The sequence below is a fragment of the Evansella cellulosilytica DSM 2522 genome (assembly GCF_000177235.2).
GTDB classification, from domain to species: Bacteria; Bacillota; Bacilli; order Bacillales; family Salisediminibacteriaceae; genus Evansella; species Evansella cellulosilytica.
This window is the reverse complement of sequence record NC_014829.1, coordinates 4,486,007-4,505,748: the sequence shown is the minus strand read 5'-3', so window position 1 is coordinate 4,505,748 and position 19,742 is coordinate 4,486,007. Positions and strand designations below refer to the sequence as shown.

At 39.2% G+C, this 19,742-nt stretch carries 16 protein-coding genes; 8 read left to right on the top strand and 8 right to left on the bottom strand.

Annotated elements, in window-relative coordinates; genetic code table 11:
* Nucleotides 1-63: 63 nt before the first annotated feature.
* Nucleotides 64-2,031, bottom strand: a complete 1,968-nt coding sequence (locus BCELL_RS20610) for a hypothetical protein (RefSeq protein ID WP_013490730.1) — start codon at nucleotides 2,029-2,031, stop codon at nucleotides 64-66.
* A 166-nt stretch (nucleotides 2,032-2,197) separates the two neighbouring features.
* Complete coding sequence (locus BCELL_RS20605; RefSeq protein WP_013490729.1) at nucleotides 2,198-3,010, bottom strand: DUF2935 domain-containing protein; 813 nt, start codon at nucleotides 3,008-3,010, stop codon at nucleotides 2,198-2,200.
* 308 nt (nucleotides 3,011-3,318) lie between these two features.
* Here BCELL_RS20605 and BCELL_RS20600 point away from each other — a divergent pair, with 308 nt between their 5' ends.
* Nucleotides 3,319-4,971, top strand: coding sequence for a glutamine--tRNA ligase/YqeY domain fusion protein (locus tag BCELL_RS20600; RefSeq protein WP_013490728.1), 1,653 nt, complete (start codon nucleotides 3,319-3,321; stop codon nucleotides 4,969-4,971).
* 209 nt (nucleotides 4,972-5,180) lie between these two features.
* On the opposite strand, the gene BCELL_RS20595 is transcribed toward BCELL_RS20600, so the two are convergent.
* The 6 genes from BCELL_RS20595 to BCELL_RS20570 form a co-directional block, all read right to left on the bottom strand.
* On the bottom strand, nucleotides 5,181-5,753 hold the full coding sequence (locus BCELL_RS20595; protein ID WP_013490727.1) for a GNAT family N-acetyltransferase: 573 nt from the start codon (nucleotides 5,751-5,753) through the stop codon (nucleotides 5,181-5,183).
* 425 nt (nucleotides 5,754-6,178) lie between these two features.
* Entirely contained in the window at nucleotides 6,179-7,105 is a 927-nt protein-coding gene (gene thrB / locus BCELL_RS20590; protein ID WP_013490726.1) for a homoserine kinase, read from the bottom strand.
* On the bottom strand, nucleotides 7,102-8,166 hold the full coding sequence (gene thrC / locus BCELL_RS20585) for a threonine synthase (protein ID WP_013490725.1): 1,065 nt from the start codon (nucleotides 8,164-8,166) through the stop codon (nucleotides 7,102-7,104). Before thrC ends, thrB begins: the two co-directional genes overlap by 4 nt.
* A complete protein-coding gene (locus BCELL_RS20580; RefSeq protein ID WP_013490724.1) occupies nucleotides 8,163-9,464 on the bottom strand; it encodes a homoserine dehydrogenase in 1,302 nt (433 codons plus the stop codon). Before BCELL_RS20580 ends, thrC begins: the two co-directional genes overlap by 4 nt.
* Nucleotides 9,465-9,857: 393 nt before the next feature.
* Entirely contained in the window at nucleotides 9,858-11,021 is a 1,164-nt protein-coding gene (locus BCELL_RS20575; protein ID WP_013490723.1) for a M20 family metallopeptidase, read from the bottom strand.
* 130 nt (nucleotides 11,022-11,151) lie between these two features.
* On the bottom strand, nucleotides 11,152-12,720 hold the full coding sequence (locus BCELL_RS20570; RefSeq protein WP_013490722.1) for an FAD-dependent oxidoreductase: 1,569 nt from the start codon (nucleotides 12,718-12,720) through the stop codon (nucleotides 11,152-11,154).
* 183 nt (nucleotides 12,721-12,903) lie between these two features.
* Between BCELL_RS20570 and mscL the strand changes: the two genes are divergently transcribed.
* The 7 genes from mscL (at nucleotide 12,904) to rsgA (ending at nucleotide 19,737) form a co-directional block, all read left to right on the top strand.
* Nucleotides 12,904-13,398, top strand: a complete 495-nt coding sequence (gene mscL / locus BCELL_RS20565) for a large conductance mechanosensitive channel protein MscL (protein ID WP_013490721.1) — start codon at nucleotides 12,904-12,906, stop codon at nucleotides 13,396-13,398.
* Nucleotides 13,399-13,795: 397 nt separating this feature from the next.
* Nucleotides 13,796-14,743, top strand: a complete 948-nt coding sequence (coaA, locus tag BCELL_RS20560; protein ID WP_013490720.1) for a type I pantothenate kinase — start codon at nucleotides 13,796-13,798, stop codon at nucleotides 14,741-14,743.
* 195 nt (nucleotides 14,744-14,938) lie between these two features.
* Nucleotides 14,939-15,676, top strand: a complete 738-nt coding sequence (gene pxpB / locus BCELL_RS20555) for a 5-oxoprolinase subunit PxpB (RefSeq protein WP_013490719.1) — start codon at nucleotides 14,939-14,941, stop codon at nucleotides 15,674-15,676.
* Complete coding sequence (locus BCELL_RS20550; RefSeq protein ID WP_013490718.1) at nucleotides 15,673-16,437, top strand: LamB/YcsF family protein; 765 nt, start codon at nucleotides 15,673-15,675, stop codon at nucleotides 16,435-16,437. Before pxpB ends, BCELL_RS20550 begins: the two co-directional genes overlap by 4 nt.
* The gene (locus BCELL_RS20545) at nucleotides 16,438-17,391 is read left to right on the top strand and encodes a 5-oxoprolinase subunit C family protein (RefSeq protein ID WP_013490717.1); all 954 of its coding nucleotides are present in this window, start codon (nucleotides 16,438-16,440) and stop codon (nucleotides 17,389-17,391) included. It begins immediately after the preceding gene.
* A gap of 21 nt (nucleotides 17,392-17,412) precedes the next feature.
* Nucleotides 17,413-17,793 (top strand): RidA family protein, encoded by a 381-nt coding sequence (locus tag BCELL_RS20540; RefSeq protein ID WP_013490716.1) that lies wholly within the window; start codon nucleotides 17,413-17,415, stop codon nucleotides 17,791-17,793.
* Between the two features lie 897 nt (nucleotides 17,794-18,690).
* On the top strand, nucleotides 18,691-19,737 hold the full coding sequence (gene rsgA, locus BCELL_RS20535) for a ribosome small subunit-dependent GTPase A (RefSeq protein ID WP_013490715.1): 1,047 nt from the start codon (nucleotides 18,691-18,693) through the stop codon (nucleotides 19,735-19,737).
* Nucleotides 19,738-19,742 lie beyond the last annotated feature (5 nt).

The following is a 19,742-nucleotide window of genomic DNA, read 5'->3' as shown; positions in this document are numbered from 1 at the left end:
TGCTCCGAATCTTCAAGATTTGCGGAGCAGTTCCATTGAAGGCTCGCACTTCCAACAAATGTTTTAGTCACCTTCACTTATCGTCGTTCGAGTCATTAAATAATCGATTAATGCCTCTTTTTCCTCCTCACTAAACCCAGCCTCTTCATCTACCCAAAACTCATGGCCTTCACCTGTAACATGAACACGCTGCAAGCTTTCGTCTGCCTTATTTGCTTTAATGACTTTTTCTCTAAGGTTACGATCCACTAACGCCTTTAAACTATTTACAGGATCAGGAGGTACTGCTTGACGAAGTGTTCCTGGGATGCCTAAATGGATGTCTGCATCTGGTCCAACAGCAACACCACCGTCGTGTAGATAAGGTGCAGACCAAGCTAATCCAATAAGCCCTTTTACTTTGTAGCCACCTTCATTACCTTGGGCTAGCATGAGCTGTAATTGATCTTCCTCTAGGTCTCCAGTTGGTATTTTTATTTGCTTTGCATCCTCTGGAATAGGCACAGGTGTGTCAAAGCTGTACATCCATGGCGTGTCCATCATTTTTACAGACCCTTCAAAAGCCTTCGCCCTAGACCCTTCCGTTTTTATTTCTTCTACAGGTATGATTTTATTGTTTGTGTATCCTGCTCCTGCGTGACAAGCAGTACACCCAGCGCGTTCGAAAACTTCTCGGCCTTCCTCGATGCTAACCGTATCCCTTTCTTTATCGGTTGGCATTGGTGGACGCAATGCATCTTGGTATGCTGACATCGCGTTAATCTGCTCAGCAACAGAATAGCCTGGTGAAGATACGATCGTACCATTTGGTGAAAATAATGACACTTTTGGGAAATGAGGTGGCTTGACCATTTCATTAACACCAGGAACTTCAGGAGTTTCATCCACACGAGTGAAAAAAGCTGAAGGCTTTTCACCACTAGTAGGATCATAACGATAATGTCGATGTGCAGCATTTTGTAAAATAGCGCCTATATATACTTCTTTATCAATATCAAATAATTCGTTACTCTGCTCAAATTGAGCTAACAAATCCGAATTCTGCGCATGTACATTATTGTTAAGCGAGGTTAACCCGTTAAAAGGTCCGATAGAAGCAAAGCCATTCCAGCCAAAAGGGTGATCCTTAAATGTAAAAGAGTCAGGTATTTGTGCAGGGTTACTCTTCAAGTCGATCGTCGAGTCAAAATTCCCTTTCGGCCAGTTAGCAAGTGTTTCATCGACTACGGCTTCTAATTTTTCAGGATCAGGAAGAAGCTTTTTCTCCCCATTACTTGTCATTACTTCTTGAGAGTTTTCACTAATATATTTTTCCATCACTTCGACCTCAGTATTTGGGAAAAATGCTGTTGAGTTAGAAGCTAACGCTAATAACATTCCTGCATCAAAATCAGCATTTGGTGCGCCCTCGACAATCTTTCCAGTATTTCGGTCGATAGTAGCATGACACGAAGCGCAGTTTGCACCAACACGAATTTTCCCTTTAGAATAGCTTACAGGCATTCCAATAGGTGACAAAGCTCCTTCCGGAAGATCAAGCCCAGTGTCAATGAGTTCTCCTTTTTCATAAGTTTTATCTCCAATAGTCACATCTTTTGCAAGCGCAACTTGTAAGTTATCGGTCGGCTCACCGCGAAGCTTTTGTTTTAAAATGGCCATCATCATATTCGGTAAAGTAATACCGCCATCTAAAATACCGACAATGTCGGTCATATATTCCTCGTTGTTAAATGTCTCTTTATAAAATTGCTCACGTCCAAATTCAATAAATTCCTCGTCTACTGGAATGGCACCTTCACTAATAGAGGATCCGTGTGTGCCGATGTTAGCATGGTTCATTCCACGGTATTGATAGCTTTCTTCATCAAAAGGTATTTTTTCTCCCCATAGATCATACCCAGTAAAATCAACACGCCTTTCATTAAGAATATCTTCTTCATCCGGTATATAAGCGTACTGAAACTCTATGTTATAGGCTAATATTAAGAAAACAATGATTAAACCTCCGACAATCCACCATCGTTTTTTCATGACAAGACTCCTTTCACTGGTATCGCTATTATTCTTCCTTAATTTCTTCAATTAACTATAAAATATGTAAAAGAGTCTGTTACAAAAGCTCAGAAACGGAGCTCTTGAACAGACTCTAAAAGAAAGGCTAACAGAAGGAATTATATCATTGTGTTATCCAGTAATTTTAATCTTGTAATCTTGGTTTCGTTGGGTCACAATCATCAGGTGGCGCTAACTCTGTCGTATCGGCTAATTTCATTAAGTAATAACATTCTTCACGTAGCATATGATCGGCCATGAGCGGCTCAAAAACGCCTAACGATTCTTTATTTAGCTCCATTTCTTCAACTTCTCTTAAAAAGGCTTTAAATAATTCCATTTCTAGCTTTATGTCTTTATGCATCTTTGACAATGCGGGAAAATGAGTAACATTTGCACGTAAATATCCTGCCATTTCTACTGCCTTTAAGTAAAACTCTTCCCATTCCTTCGTAAACTGCTCACTTCTGTGACGAATGTTGTATTCTACGTGATCCATATCATCGTGAATGGCATTCGCATGACCAGCTGCGTCTAAAAGCCATATTAGGTCATGATGCAGCGGATGCACATCTGGTGGTACTTGGCCTTTGACAAGGTACGATAATAAACGTAAAAATTCATCTAACTCATTTACCATATGATTTAAAAAGGAGGGAGGTAAAGAAATTTTTACATCTCCAACTAAGTGTTCCTTTATAATGCTAAGTTTTAACTCTCGTAATTTATTTCCCTCTTCATTCGATCTTTGTAATAGCTGCATTAATTGTTGATCATTCAGCGATTTTCTCGCTTCCTCTAACAATGTATCAAACGTACGAATGAAATACTTTGCTTGCTTAATATATTCCTCTTCACTTGGTGCCAATGAATCATGTATAAAACGACCGTGATCACCTAATACTTGTAACCAAAACTTTAACTCAAAAAAAGCTTCGTTACGAAAATGTTTAGCCATTATTGCCACCTCCACATTTGTTCCATTACAAACATATGCGCGATAACATGAAAAATGAATGAAAAGAAGCGAGTTCATGAAGATAATGAATGGATAGTGGACTTAATAGCAATAATGATGCTATAAATGATCAAAACGTGATAAAATAACAAAGGCTGATAGGAACCAGCACTTTTATGTTCATATTTAAACAATCCATAAAAAGAGCTTGTTTTTTTCTAAATCCATAGATATGGACGAGCTTTTATGATATAAAGACTAATAAATGTGTCAGAAATGCCATACTAAACAGAAAGGGTGACTATTGTATGAGTGATCATAACACGACATCATCTTCTAACTTTATAAAACACATTATTAAAGAAGATTTAGCATCTGGAAAGCATGATGAAATTGTTACGCGCTTCCCACCTGAACCAAACGGTTATTTACATATTGGACATGCAAAGTCGATCGTATTAAATTTTGAACTTGCCTATGAATTTAAAGGGAAAATCCACTTGCGTTTCGATGACACGAATCCTCTAAAGGAAGATGTGGAATACGTTAATTCTATTAAAGAGGATATCGAGTGGCTTGGTTATAAATGGGATGCACTGCATTTTGCTTCTAACTATTTTGAAGAGATGTATCATCGAGCTGTGGTTCTAATTAAAAAAGGGTTAGCTTACGTAGAAGACCTTTCACAGGAAGAAATCAGGGCGTATAGAGGGACATTAACTGAGCCTGGAAAAGAGAGTCCAGCTAGAAGCCGTACGGTTGAGGAAAACCTCGATTTATTTGAGCGCATGCGTAAAGGCGAATTTAAAAATGGAGAAAAAGTCCTTCGTGCCAAAATAGACATGTCGTCGCCAAATATTAATATGAGGGATCCTGTTATTTATCGTATCTCGCATACCGAGCATCATAATACAGGCGATCAATGGTGTATTTATCCGCTGTATTCCTTTGCACACCCATTAGAGGATGCAATTGAAGGCGTTACGCACTCCATCTGTACGCTAGAATTTGAGGATCAACGCCCATTCTACGATTGGGTTGTAGCGAACTGTGATATGGATGCTGAACCAAGACAGTACGAGTTTGCTCGCTTAAATTTAACTAATACGGTGATGAGTAAGCGTAAGCTCAAGCAGTTAGTCGATGAAAATTACGTGGATGGATGGGATGACCCTCGTATGCCAACGATTTCAGGGCTAAGAAGACGAGGATTTACGGCAGATTCCATCAAGCAGTTTTGTAGAGAAATTGGTGTTGCTAGAGCAGATAATACAGTAGATGTTCGCATGCTGGAGCACTTCATTCGTGAGGACTTAAAGCTAAAAGCACCTAGAACGATGTCAGTTCTTGATCCATTAAAGGTTGTCATTACAAACTATCCTGAAGGGGAAGTAGAATGGCTCGATGCGGATATAAACCCTGAAAATGAAGAAATGGGTAAACGTAAAATACCTTTTTCTCGTGAAATTTATATTGAGCGTAGTGATTTTATGGAAAACCCACCTAAAAAGTATTTCCGCCTATTTCCAGGAAGTGAAGTTCGCTTAAAGCACGCATACTTCATAAAATGTGAGGAAGTAGTCAAGGACGACGCTGGGAATATTGTAGAACTTCGTTGTACGTATGACCCAGAAACAAAAAGTGGTACCGGATTTACTGGACGTAAAGTAAAGGGTACGCTTCATTGGGTAGAAGCAACGCATGCAAAGGCAGCGGAGTTTAGACTTTACGACTCGTTAATTTTAGATGAAAAAAGTGGACACGATTTCCTAGAGCAAGTGAACCCTGACTCTCTTACGATTGCACAAGGGTTTGTAGAGCCGAATATGGAAGAAGCAAAAGCAAACGATAAATTTCAATTTTTCCGTCATGGCTATTTTAATGTAGACCCTAAGCACACGACCGAGGAAAAACTTGTCTTCAATCGAATTGTAGAATTAAAAAGTTCATTTAAGCTATAGGGAATAAGGGTTGACTCTATTTGAGTCAACCCTTATTTAATGAACAAAGCCCGCCGCAATTAATTGAAAATGAACTGTAGAGTGGTTTTTCTATAGTTGTCGAAACGGGAATGTAATCCTTGCCAAACTTTCTGTAGCTTATGGATTCATACAAAATTTAAGTACTTTTAGAAATTAGATCATGTGATAAATAAACGGTTAGAATGAGGTTAGCGGGTTTTTGAATATTCTTCTCTTAATATTGAATAGACCTTTAAATCTTCATGTTTTCCTTTTATAAACGCCGCTTTTCGTAAAGTTCCTTCATATCTCATTCCGATTTTTTCCATCACACGAGCCGAGGCGTTATTATCGACAAAGCATTTCGCCTGGATTCTCACCAAATCCATTTTATTAAAGCCAAACTCAATGACTTTTTCCGCTGCTTCCGTAGTAATTCCCTTCCCCCAATAATCAGGTGATAATACGTACCCAATTTCGGCAACATGATGTGTTGGCTTCCAAGAAACAAAGTCAATCGTCCCAATGAGCTTATTAGTAGATTTGTACTCAATTCCCCAAGGAGCTAAATTATTCGATTCATATTGCTTTATTACAAACTCAATAAAACCCTTCGTATCATCCATTGTATTGTGTGTATCCCAAGTTACATATTTAGTAACCTCTTCATTACTGCCATAAGAAAACATTTCCTTTGTGTCATCAAGTGTAATCTTTCTTAGCCTAAGCCGATCAGTTTCTAAAGAAGGTAAATCACGATAAATATCCTCAATCGTTAACATAAATTGACACCCCACCAACTTTTAGTTATTTATTATATCGGAATTTTCAGGAAATGGAAGAGGGGAATGAATAAATATTTTCGTAGGATGGAAGAAATGAATTTTTTAATTAAAAAAGGTGTCGTTTGGTTTTGAAGGGAGATGAAGGAATGAATAAAAGCCATTTAGTATTAATCTCACTGCACAAAGGGTTAAAATTTAGTATGCTGAAAACAAAGTAAAGGAAAGAAAGATCACAAGAACAAACCTAGTAAGTTATTTTTCACTCATTAGGTTTGTATGTGATTCAACTTCAAAGGTAAAGCAATAGGTGCTGGAAATGTCGCTGCATGTAGTAGCGAGAGGAGCACTCAATAGTCCTGAACAGAGATAGAGAAATATATTCGCCACTGCTAATAAAAACTTAGCTTCGCAAAGCTAAGTTTTTATTGAGACACCCTTTTAGAAGCAAGGTATTGTGTTACTGTTACACCATTTTTGTCGACATTCAGTAGTTGGACGTTATGTTCTGAATAATAACGGTGAAGTTCGTTTTTCACCTTCGCACCATTTCCTTTTTTGGTGAAAAATAACACGATAGGTCCTGCACCACTTAACGATGTCCCGTACACATCGAGCTCTGAAACAATGGAAAGTGCTGTTTCAAGCTCAGGCACAACATTTTTTCTATATGGCTGATGAAAAAGATCGTTCATCATCATTTTTCCAACAACATTCCATTCGTTTTGTAGTAACGCTGCAACTAAAACATTGCTGACGCTACTCGCCTTCACTGCGTCGCGATACGAAAGCTCGCTCGGTAATAACCCGCGAGATTCCTTTGTCTTTAATTCATATGAAGGAATAATAGCAACAATATCAATTTCTGGACAACCGCCTAATATGACATCAGTGTCGTCACCACGGTGACTGCCAATGACTAGGCCACCGTATAACGAAGCTGTAACATTATCAGGGTGACCTTCAAAGGAGCTTGATAAATGTGCTTTTTCTTTATTTGTCAATGAAAGTCCCAACAATTGATCAGCTAGCTCAATACCAGCAATGATAGCAGCGGCGCTACTGCCTAAACCACGAGACATCGGAATACTGCTGTACATGTCAACAAGACATGGTGGAAGAGTTTGATTATACTTTTCAGCTACAGCTGCTGCAATTTCATAAATGTAATTATCGGTTCCTGTAGGTAATCCTTCGAGGTCAGGCGAATGCCCAACAAAAGTCCATTCATCACTTTTACTAATGTGGAGTGTTAAATATCGGTCTATCGCCAAGCCTACAGAGTCAAAGCCAGGCCCTAAATTAGCCGTACTTGCTGGAACTGTAATTGTAAACATCGGCGTCGTAATCATGAGTTAACACGTCCTAGAATATGATCAAAAACAACTTCTTCTTCATTCGGAAGGACGACAGGTTTAAACATAGCAGTATCAATCGCGCAGTTAGGGTCCTTGAGTCCATTACCAGTTAAAACTGCTACGACCTTTGCCCCCTTCTTAATTTTTCCTGCATCAATATCCTTTATCACTCCGGCAATCGATGCACATGAAGCTGGTTCTGCAAACACGCCCTCTTCTTGAGCGAGGAGCTTATAAGCAGCTAAAATTTCGTCATCTGTAACAGAATCGATGGCACCATTGGAAGATGTAGCAGCATCTACCGCTTTATCCCAGCTCGCTGGATTTCCAATTCGAATGGCTGTTGCAATCGTCTCAGGGTTCTCGATCACTTCATTACGAACGATTGCAGCCGCGCCCTCCGCTTCGAATCCACGCATTTGTGGAAGTCCAGTTTGCTTCTGCTCATCGTATTCTTTGAAACCTTTCCAATATGCTGTGATGTTTCCTGCGTTACCAACTGGAATTGCAAGTACATCAGGAGCCGTTCCTAACTGGTCACACACTTCAAAGGCAGCTGTTTTTTGACCTTCGATACGATAAGGATTTACAGAGTTTACTAGCGTAATAGGAGAAACTTCAGCTAAATTTCTAACCATTTGTAAGGCGTTGTCAAAGTTTCCTTCTATTGCATAGATTTCCGCGCCATACATGACCGCTTGTGCAAGCTTACCCATCGCAATTTTTCCATCAGGAATTACGATGATGCATCTAAGACCGGCACGTGCAGCGTATGCAGCAGCAGCAGCGGATGTGTTCCCTGTGGAAGCACACATAATTGCTTCGCTACCTTCTTCCTTCGCTTTAGCCACAGCCATTACCATTCCTCGATCCTTGAATGAACCGGTAGGGTTAGCGCCTTCATATTTGACGTGGAGCTCAATGCCCCACTTTTTAGAAAGGTTTTCTAACGGTATAAGAGGTGTATTCCCTTCACTTAAAGAAAGCCTCGGTGTTTGTTCATTCACCGGTAAAAATTGTTCATATTCTCCTATTAACCCTTGCCATCTCTTCATCGATTGCCATCTCCTTCAACACGGTAGCTACTTTTCACTTCTACAACTACATCTAAGTCATTTAATTTTATTAATATATTTTCAAAGTTTTTCTTTGTCGCATTATGCGTAACAATAATGATTTCAGCTATTTTCCCTTCCTCTAATGGGAGCTGAAGAATTTTCTCTAAGCTTACATCCTGTTCTGAGAACAACGACGTTAAAGAAGCAAATGTTCCTGGCTGATCCTTTGCATGAATACGTAAGAAGTATTTAGCTAAAACCTCCTCAGGAGATTTCAAATTTTTCTCAAATTGTGGAATGACCGCACTGTTACCATTCACACCTAATCTCATATTTTTCACTACTTCTACTAAATCAGACACTACTGCAGTAGCTGTTGGTAGCTTTCCAGCCCCTGGTCCGTAAAACATTGTTTCTCCGACAGCCGCGCCGTATACATAAACGGCATTAAACTCATTATGAACAGCAGCTAACGGGTGAGAGTGTGTAACAAGCGTGGGCTGCACGCTTATTTCAACTTTATCATCAGTACGGTTTGCTAACCCAATCAGCTTCATCGTGTAGCCGAGCTGATCTCCGTATTCAAGATCCTCTTTAGAAACGTGTGAAATACCTTCAACTGAAACATCATCTAAATCAATATGCATGGAAAAACCGAGGGTACCAAGGATCGCAATTTTTCTAGCTGCATCAAGACCCTCTACATCGGAAGTAGGATCTGCTTCTGCATAACCGAGATCCTTTGCCTCCTGTAAAACTTCCTCATAGTTCCGTCCTTCTTGAGACATTTTCGTTAAAATATAGTTTGTCGTGCCATTTACAATACCCATCATTTTTGTAATGCGATCTGAAGCAAGCCCTTCTACTAAACTACGTAGAATTGGGATGCCGCCCGCAACACTTGCTTCATAAAATAAATCACATTGGTTCTCAACAGCTGTTTGTAGCAGTTCACTTCCGTACAATGCCATTAAGTCTTTGTTTGCAGTAACGACATGCTTTTTATTCCGTAAAGCTTGTAATATATACTCACGAGTAGTTTCTACACCACCCATTACTTCAATGACAACATCGATCTCCGGATCGTTTAACACTTCTGAAGGGTCATTCGTTAACCTTGTTCCGTTCAAATACACATCTCTCTTTTTATGAATATCACTAACTAAAATTTTGCGAACCTTCACTTCGCAGCCGACTTGATGCATGAGCTTATCTTGGTGCTGATCAATAATTTGCACGACGCCGCTTCCAACTGTTCCAAGGCCTAATAAACCTACAGAAATTTTTTCTACCATTATGATCGCCCTTCTTTCGTTGTGTCTTTTTATAAAGGACACCTGTTTTTCTATAAGAGACATTATAGTGCTTAAGTCGAAGTAATTCAACCATAAATTGAATAAAAAACCCCGACTTACTGATTAGATTGTTATTGTTAGCGTTTACAACCCTTTGGTGACAATGTGTGTGTGACAGTTGTTGAATTTTTAAAATATTTATTTAATGAGTGTAATGTCTAATAAAGTAGTATTAAAATCCCTTTAGAGAAGCAGCGTTCACCTAAGCGTCCATTAAAGCGAATATAAAATCTCGTAAGAAAAGGAACCATGATCTGAGTTTCCAAATGAGGCCCATTAAAAAACAAAACCAGCCCATGAGCTAAAGAACAGCATCATAAACTGGTTAAAGCGTTATAGTGTTGTTTGGAATTCGGCCTTAATTTTTTCTAGTAATGTTTCGTCTGTTAAAACGTCGAAGCCAGTTAATGCCATCGTTTTTGCAGCTAAAAGCATACCTTCAAAGCCACTCTTACTTAATGCAGCTTCTCTGAATTCATGGGTGTGAGCGATAATAGGCGCTTCACTAATTTTTATAAAAGGGTGTATAGAAGGTACGCAGTGACTGACATTTCCCATATCTAAAGAACCACTTCCGGAAGGTGTAACAATTTCTTCCTGTCCCACACCGAGAGAGATGAGGTTTCTCGTAAAGCATTCTGATAATGCTTCATTTGTAACCATATCATCATAGGAAAATTCATAGTTTGACACAGTTAATTTAGCACCAGTAGCGAGTTCAGCTCCTTTCGCACATTGAATAACCTTTTGGGCGACGTCATTTAAGGTTGCACGTGTATTAGCACGCACGTAAAACTGAGCAACCGCATAATCAGGGACAACATTGGCAGCTTTTCCACCTTCAGGTATGATTCCGTGAATGCGTACATCTGAAGTTACGTGCTGTCGTAAAGCATTAATGCCATTAAACGTTTGGATAACAGCATCTAATGCGTTAATCCCCTCTTGAGGAGCGGCAGCTGCATGTGCAGCACGTCCGTGGAATGCAAACTGTATAGCGTCCATCGCTAATGATGTACCGCTTTTTACATAGCTACTACTAGGGTGTGACATCATAGCAACGTCAAGGTCATTAAATATACCTTCTTCGGCCATCGTTACCTTGGCACCTCGCGTTTCCTCTGCCGGTGTACCAAAAACACTAATTTTCCCGCCGGTTTGATGAATGACTTTACTTAATGCGATGCCTGCTGCAACACCCATCGTACCGATCAAGTTATGCCCACATGCGTGACCAACCTCAGGGAGCGCATCGTATTCTGACATGAAGCCAATGTGTGGACCAGGAAGGCCACTATCGTAAACTGCAATAAAAGCAGTAGGTTGATTGACGACATTCATTGTAATATCGAATTCGTGTTTTATAAGCTCATCCGTTAATATTTGTGCGGCTTTAAACTCTTCATTTCCTAGCTCAGGGTTATTGCCTATAAATTGACTAATATGAAAAAAGTCATCTCGTAACGCCTCTATTGTTTTAGTAATGATGTCTCTCAATGGTAGAACCCTCTTTCCAATTAATAAGTTAGTTCTATTGTAAATGCTAGTACAAGAGCTGTCACTGTTTAATAGAAACAGCAGGTTGAACCATTGTTAGCATCACTACTGAAGAGACATCTTTCACCATTTAACTTAACGTTTCTTCCTCTGGACTCACTTTTCGCAATCCTTTTTTTGCTGGTCCTTCTACAACATCACCATCAAATGTAAATCTAGAGCCGTGGCAAGGGCAATCCCAAGTACGCTCGCCACCATTCCACTCCACTTCACACCCCATATGCGTGCATGTCGTATCAACACAATGAAGTGTCCCTTTTTCATCACGATAAGCGCCAGCACGGCTACCATTAATATGAATAATTCCTGCTTCACCTCGTTGGATTTTATCCGGTGCTTGATGACGCTGATCCAATTTTCCTTTTAGGAAATGTTTCGCTACATTTAAGTTTTCTTTAAAGAAATGTTTTAAGCTTGGATCTGCATGAAAGCGTTCGGTAGAATACACCTCCATTTCAGGTGTATCCTTCTCAAGCGCATAATCACGCAAAATGTGGGCAGCAACAGTACTGCTAGACATCCCCCATTTTCTAAAGCCAGTTGCAACGAAAATGTTCGTTTCATTTGCTGATACTGGACCAATATATGGAACGTTATCCTGTGTATATAGATCTTGAGCAGACCATCGGTAAGGAAATGATGTCACTTGGAAAACATCTTCCCCAAATTTTTTAAGTGCTTCATAATGCTTCATCTCAGGCTCGCCTTGTCCTGTTTTATGACCATCTCCAGCTAATAATAAGTGTGTTTCACCGTTTATTGTGACAGTTCTTACAGACCTTGAAGGACTATCAACACTTAAGTACATGCCTGTTAGATGATCCATGTTGCCATTTGGTTTAGCAGCTACAATGTATGAGCGCTCTGGATGCATCCGCATAAAATAGTAGCCTTCACCTTCATAAAAAGGGAAATGTGTACAAGCCATTACCTTATGACAGGAGACAAAATGACCATCTTGTGTTTCTACATGCAGTCGATCTTCTCCAGTTTGAGATTCTGTCATAATACTTGTAGCAACAGTACCTTCAAAGATTTCCCCTCCGTTAGCTAGAAACTCATCTACCATTTTTCCTAAATACTGTAGTGGATGGAACTGTGCTTGGTTTTTCATCACTAATGCTTTTTCAACACGTACACCGAAAGGAACTGTATCTGTTAACTCTGAAGGAATTCCTAGCTTTTGATAAGCTGCGTATTCCTTTTCAAGCTTACGAACAGATTTAGCCTCTGCACCATAAAGAACCGCATCTTTTTCTTGAAAGTCACACTGTAACTGATGCGATTCAATAAAATTGCGAATAAAGCCTACTGCATTCATATTTGATTCATAATATGTTTTTGCGAATCCTTCACCGAAATGCTCAATAAGCTCATCATATAAAAGGTTATGCTGTGCGGTTACCTTTGCTGTTGTGTGTCCTGTCGTGCCATTAAAAATTTGTGTCGCCTCAAGAATTGCGACTTTCAAGCCTTCCTGACTAAGTAAGTAACCAGTAGTAATGCCAGCAATACCGCCACCGACGATGACGATATCAAAATGTTTGTTTTCCTTTAAAGGATGAAAGCTAGGTCGATTTGTGGAATCAAGCCAGTATGATTCAGGGTATTGAGGTAAACCTTCATAATTTTTTTCCATATGTACGCCTCCTTGCAATAAAAGCAATTACAAAATATTCCTCTTATTTTTAGTCAATGAATAACGTTCTATGCAAATAAAACAAGAACTTTCATCATTTCGTACAAGTATTGGCATATTGCGCTAGGACAACCGAATACAAATGGTTATAATAATAATTTTCATAAGAGGAGTTTCTACTTTATGAGCTTTTTCAGAGGCTTTCGAGAGTTTGCTATAAGAGGTAACGTAGTTGATATGGGGATCGGTGTAATTATAGGTGCTGCCTTTGGTGGGATTGTGACTTCTTTCGTTTCTGATGTATTAATGCCTCCGATAGGACTTTTATTAGGGAAAGTCAATTTTTCTAATTTATATATTAATTTGTCTGGGGAGCATTATAGTAGTTTGGCTGAGGCACAAGAAGCTGGTGCAGCAACAGTGAATTATGGAGCTTTTATAGAAACGGTTATTCACTTTGTGATCATTGCTTTTGCTGCGTATTTAATTATTATTCAAATGAATAAGCTAAGACGAGTCCCGATGGAGTCTACTAAACAAAAATCCTGTCCTTACTGTTTTTCTGATATACCTTCTCGCGCGTTACGCTGTCCGAACTGTACGTCAATAATTGAAGAGAGACGAAAAAATGCATCCAAGAGAAAGGAAGCCGTCGTCCGTATATCCTCGAGAAAATGACTGAGGAGATGGCACAATTCCACCGTAAATTCGTTCTTATCTTCTAAAAAAGACTTAAAATTTAGCTTTATGAAGCTAGTTTTAAGTCTTTTTTTATAAGAAGTTGGCAAGTGTTAGCCATTGCAATACAAATAAAAAGCACTGAAAAAGTTGTTTTGTACTCTTCAGCAGTTTTAAATATCAACCTGTTTCAATGCTCTGTTCAAAATAAATTGGAAGTATCATAAGTTTGTAAGCTTCACATTAGCTTTACTGTAGTATAATAAAGAAATAAAGTTTCGGAAGCATAAACGAAGTGCGTTCTCGTCAATTTTTAGTTACAATTGGGAAAGGAACTATAACAAGGCGGTACACATTATTGCAATGAATACATTCTAGATAGCTGTAGAGGTGGACTATGAAAAATCAAGACTTTACACCATATATTGAATTTGACAGAGATGAATGGGCAAAACTTCGATCTACTGCACCAATGACCATGACGGAAAAAGAAATAGAAGAGTTGAAGGGCCTAAACGACGTATTGAATTTAGAAGAGGTTGAGGATATTTACTTACCACTTTCTAGGCTATTATACTTACATGCAAAAGCAACGAGGGAGCTATACGATAGTCGAAATACATTCTTGCGGACAAAAATTAAGAAAGTACCTTATATTATAGGAATCGCGGGTAGTGTAGCGGTTGGAAAAAGTACAATGGCACGTGTTTTAAAGACATTACTATCAAGATGGCCAAAACAGCCTAAAGTAGACCTATTAACGACAGACGGCTTTTTATACCCTAATGCTGTATTGGAAAAAAGGGGAATTATGGACAAAAAGGGGTTTCCAGAAAGCTATGATATTGGGAAGTTACTTGAGGTGTTATCTGAATTAAAGTCGGGTAAAGAAAGCGTGTCAGCACCTATTTATTCACATATTACATATGACGTTATAAATGGTAAAGAGCAAATCATTGAAAATCCAGATATATTAATTGTAGAAGGAATTAATGTTCTACAACCACCAAAACGATTAGATAAAAAAGCTGTAGACCAAATTTCAGTGTCTGACTTTTTCGACTTCTCTATTTACGTCGATGCAGCAGAAGAAAATATATTTCAGTGGTATGTGGAGAGGTTTAAAATATTAAAAGATACTGCATTCAGACATGAGCACTCCTATTTTAAGAAATTTGCTGGCATAGATGATAAAGAAGCATACGAGATGGCCAAAAGCATATGGGACACGATAAACAAAGTTAACCTACACGAGAATATATTACCGACACGCTATCGTTCCGATCTCATCCTATCAAAAGGAGACCACCACCTCGTCGAATCAATCAAAATGCGAAAAATATAAGAGCAAGCTCCAAAAGGTTGCCCTTTACCTTTTGGAGCTTGCTCGAAGCAAAAGGCGAAGCCATTGCCCAAAAGGTCGCCCTTTACCTTTTGGAGCTTGCTCTAAAGTACTCTTTTATTGGTTTTGGGTGAGAAGAATTTTCCTCAAGCGCGTGAACGGTAGGTGAGGGAGGATGTCAACAAGGAGGGGAGAAGAGTGTTTTCTTATGATGTTATGCCACTTGGTGACAAAGCAATACGGGTAGAGATTGGAAAAACAATCTCACCAGAAATAAATAGTCGTGTTCATCGATTGGCTAGCGCCTTTTCAACGTTAAAAATGAAAGGCGTTATTGAGCTAGTCCCAGCATATACAACGCTAACAATCTACTATAATCCACTTATGATTAGCTACTTACATTTAATAGATGAAATAGAAAACCAAATGAATACACTAAAAAGCCCAGCCTATCTTGAAAGGAAAAAAGTAATCATTCCTGTTTGTTATGGTGGAGAGAAAGGACCTGACCTTGACTACGTTGCTAACTATCACGCTATTACTTGTGAGAAAGTGATAGAAATGCATACAAAACGAAACTATTTAACGTACATGGTCGGTTTTTTACCTGGGTTCCCTTATTTAGGTGGTATGAACAAGCAGTTAGCTACTCCGAGGAAAACGAAGCCACGGAGAAGTGTAGCAGCAGGATCCGTCGGTATTGCAGGTGAACAAACAGGAATATACCCTATCCAAAGTCCGGGTGGTTGGCAAATTATCGGGCGTACACCTGTTTCTTTATTTAATCCAACCATAAAAGATCCTACTCTTGTGAAGGCAGGAGACTATCTCGTGTTTAAAGCCGTTTCAGAAACAGAATATGATACGATTAAAAAAGCATGGGAAAAGGGTGAATATAGTCCAGCTATTTTACATGAAAGGGTGGACGATTTGTGAAGCGAATAGTCGATTTAAATAGTGATATAGGGGAAAGCTTTGGTGCTTATAAGATAGGAAATGATAAAGAAATTCTACAGTATATTACATCAGCAAATATTGCCTGTGGTTACCACGCCGGCGATCATAACGTCATTTTTGAAACAGTAAAGGAAGCTGTAAAAAACGGTGTCGCACTAGGTGCACATCCAGGACTTCCTGACCTCGTCGGGTTTGGCCGAAGAAAGATGGATGTCACACCGAATGATGTGTATAATATGGTTGTTTATCAAGTGAATGCAGTCCAAGGCTTTGCGCAGCTTTTCCAACACTCTCTAAACCATGTGAAACCACATGGGGCTCTGTATAATATGGCGGCAAACGACGAACAAATAGCTAGTGCAATTGCAAAAGCGGTAAGAGATACGAATCCAAGCCTTTATTTATTCGGCTTATCTGGAAGTGCTTTAATTAAGGAAGGCGAAAGGATTGGCTTGAAAACAGTAGAGGAAGTATTTGCAGATAGAACGTACAATGCAGACGGCACATTAACACCTAGAAGTCATCCACAAGCGACGATAGAAGATCCACAAAAGGCAATACAGCAAGTCATTTCGATGGTCAAAAACGGAACTGTACTAGCTGTTGATGGATCTGAAGTCCCGGTGCAGGCAGACAGTATTTGCGTTCATGGTGACGGGGAACATGCATTGATATTTGTACAACATTTACGTGTTGCTTTAAAACGGGCAGGAATTACTGTAAGCTATCCGGGGGGGTAGATGATGAATGTTTTCGAAGTAATAGAACCTGGCTTGCATACAACGATTCAAGATTTAGGGAGAGAGGGCTATAAGCGTTTTGGAATCGTTACTTCTGGAGCGATGGATGACCTTTCCTTTCAAATCGGAAATCTGCTCCTCGGAAATGACCGCAATGCAGCGGGCCTAGAAATGACGATGCTTGGTCCTAGCCTACACGTTTTAAATGATACACATATCGTAATAACAGGTGCCAATTTATCACCGATGATTGATGATAAACCAATACGAATGTGGAAAACGGTAAAGCTGCATAAAGGAGAAAAGCTCCATTTTGGAAAACCAATTGAAGGAGCAAGAGCCTATCTGTTAGTCGCTGGTGGAATTGATGCTCCTATAATGATGGGAAGTAAGTCTACATATGAAAAAGCGAAAATAGGTGGCATTCATGGAGGTCCTCTAAAGGAAAAGGATGTTTTGTGTGCCAACGAGGTTTATGGCAATATAAAGTACGAGAGAAGTATTTCCTCCACTATTATCCCAAATATAGAAACAAATAGCCGAATTAGAGTAATTCCTGGTCCACAAGACAACATGTTTACACAAGAAGCAATCGCACGATTTTACTCTTCAACCTTTAAAATCTCGTCGCAATCAGATAGAATGGGCTACCGCATAGAGGGAGAAGCAATTGAGCATAAGTCGGAACGAGAGATGATTACAGATGGAGTAACGAAGGGATCTATTCAAGTTCCAGGTGATAAAAATCCAATTATATTAATGGCCGATAGCCAAACATCAGGTGGCTATCCTAAAATCGCATCTGTCATTAGTGTAGATCTTTGGAAGGTAGCTCAAAAGCTACCAGGACAAACGTTAACGTTTCAAAAGATAACATTACAACAGGCGCATACAGAATTAAAAAAACGTGAGCAGCTGTTTAACACTTTAAAATTAGGTGTTTTAACAAAATAAATCGGAAAGAGGGAATAAAACATGACAAAACAAATTGTTCAAACAAAAGCAGCACCAGGGGCTATTGGACCTTATTCACAAGCAGTAATTACAGGAGACTTTGTATACTCCTCTGGCCAAATTGGCTTACATCCGGAAACTGGAGAAATGCAGGAAGGACTTGACGCGCAAACACGACAAGTTTTCAGTAATGTAAAAGCGGTGCTAGAAGCTGCCGGTTGTACGATGAATGATGTAGTAAAAGCGACAGTTTTTATGAAAAATATGGATGACTTCGTACAAGTAAATGAAATTTATGCTGAGCAATTTGAACAACCATTTCCAGCAAGAAGTGCAGTGGAAGTAGCACGCCTTCCTAAAGACGCGCTAGTTGAAATTGAAGTGATAGCTGTAAAAAAGTAATCATGTGAATCAATTGCATCTCATTAAAAAATTCCTGTTAACTTAACTTTGTTGTTGATTTTCACTTCAGGCTACTCGCTTGTCTCTTCCTCTGCCAGTTTCGCTCTGAAGCTGCATCCGTCGAGACAACTCGAAGCTTAATCGTGATGTAACGCTCGTCGCAGGCGTCTCGTATCCTTTCGTTTCAATCAACAATACATTGCATAAAGTGTAGTAATTATACTGATACTGAATAGAGCTAATCATTTTTTCATGCTTTTAAAACACTTGACAAGTAAGGCTCAATAATTATGAAATTCATTCATTCATGTGAAAAAAATTATTTACAAATGTTTTATTTAACCATATAATACCAAATAAAGCCTACAAAAATTAATTTTAATTTAGACATAAGATTTAATGATTTCATTATAGATTAAGGTAGGAGATTATTTTATCTCAGAAACTATACTCGAAGGAGTGAATGGTGGCGACTCCAGCGGGAACAGCGCGAGCTGAAGACCCCGCAGACGCGTTTTTTGCGTCGAGGAGGCTGAGGCCGTGCCCGCGGAAAGCGCCCGCCATTAGCGGATTCGAGTAATCATTATTATACAATTATGTTAAATTGAAAAGATGTTATGGTTATTATAAAGGGGGTGTTGTGTTATGCGAAAAGTAATGAATAGAGAATTAACTCAGTTAATTGTATATGCACAGCCCATGGAGGAATTCGTCGTTTAATAGATTGTTCGATGTTTTTTAGTGAACTCTTAAATAATTGTAGAACCATGGGCTGGTAGTCCGTGGTTTTTTAAGGATCAAGTATAAAACTTAGAAAAGGCTAAAAGCGGGCTTCAGCAAGCTCGTTTTTAGTCTTTTTATTTTTGCAAGACTATAATTATTTTGGAGGAATAATCCTTGACATTAGAACAATATGGTTGGAATAAAGAGTGGGAACAAAAAATGAATGACATATCGTCACGAGAGACACTAAATCCTGGTCGAGTGACGGAAGAGCATAAAGGGATGTATCGTGTTTATACGAATGTAGGCGTGATTTCATGTGAAGTAACAGGCAGTTTTAGATATCGTGCTATAGAACGTGAGGAGTATCCAGCGGTTGGGGATTGGGTATTAGTAGAGTTATTTCCGTCTGAGCGAAAAGGAAGGATTCACCATATACTTAAAAGAAAAAGTCGTTTTTCACGAAAAGCAGCTGGTTTAAAAACAGATGAGCAAATTGTCGCTGCCAACGTGGACACATTATTTATTGTCATGGCTCTAAATAATGATTATAACGTACGCAGATTAGAACGCTATTTAACGCTAGCCTGGGAAAGTGGAGCAAGCCCAGTAGTTATTTTGAGCAAGGCAGACTTGTGTCATGATGTTGAAAAAAAGGTTGCTGAAGTAGAAGGAGTATCTTTCGGCGTTCCAGTTCATGTCATTAGTGCTTTATATGATGATGGTATGGAACGCATTTCAACGTACATGAAAAAAGGAAAAAGTGCGGCACTCATTGGTTCGTCAGGTGTCGGGAAATCAACGATCATCAATGCGCTTCTAGGAAGAGAAGTGCAAGCAGTTCAAGGTATAAGAGAAGATGACGCAAGAGGAAGGCATACGACAACACATAGAGAGCTATTTCTCCTCCAAGAGGGCGGTGTATTAATTGATACGCCTGGAATGAGAGAGATACAGCTTTGGGAATCAGAGGAAGGACTAAAGCAAAGTTTTGATGATATACAATCAATGTCATTAGCTTGTCATTTTAGGGATTGTAAGCACGAGCATGAGCCGAGATGTGCGATTCAATCTGCTATCATGGAAGGGACGCTAGATAGACATCGCTACAATAGCTATTTAAAGCTGCAAAAGGAGCAGGATTATATAGAGAAAAAGGCCGTAGAAAAGGCAAAGCTCGCAGATAGACAGCGGAAAAAGGAAAAGAATCGGAGAAACTAACAAAA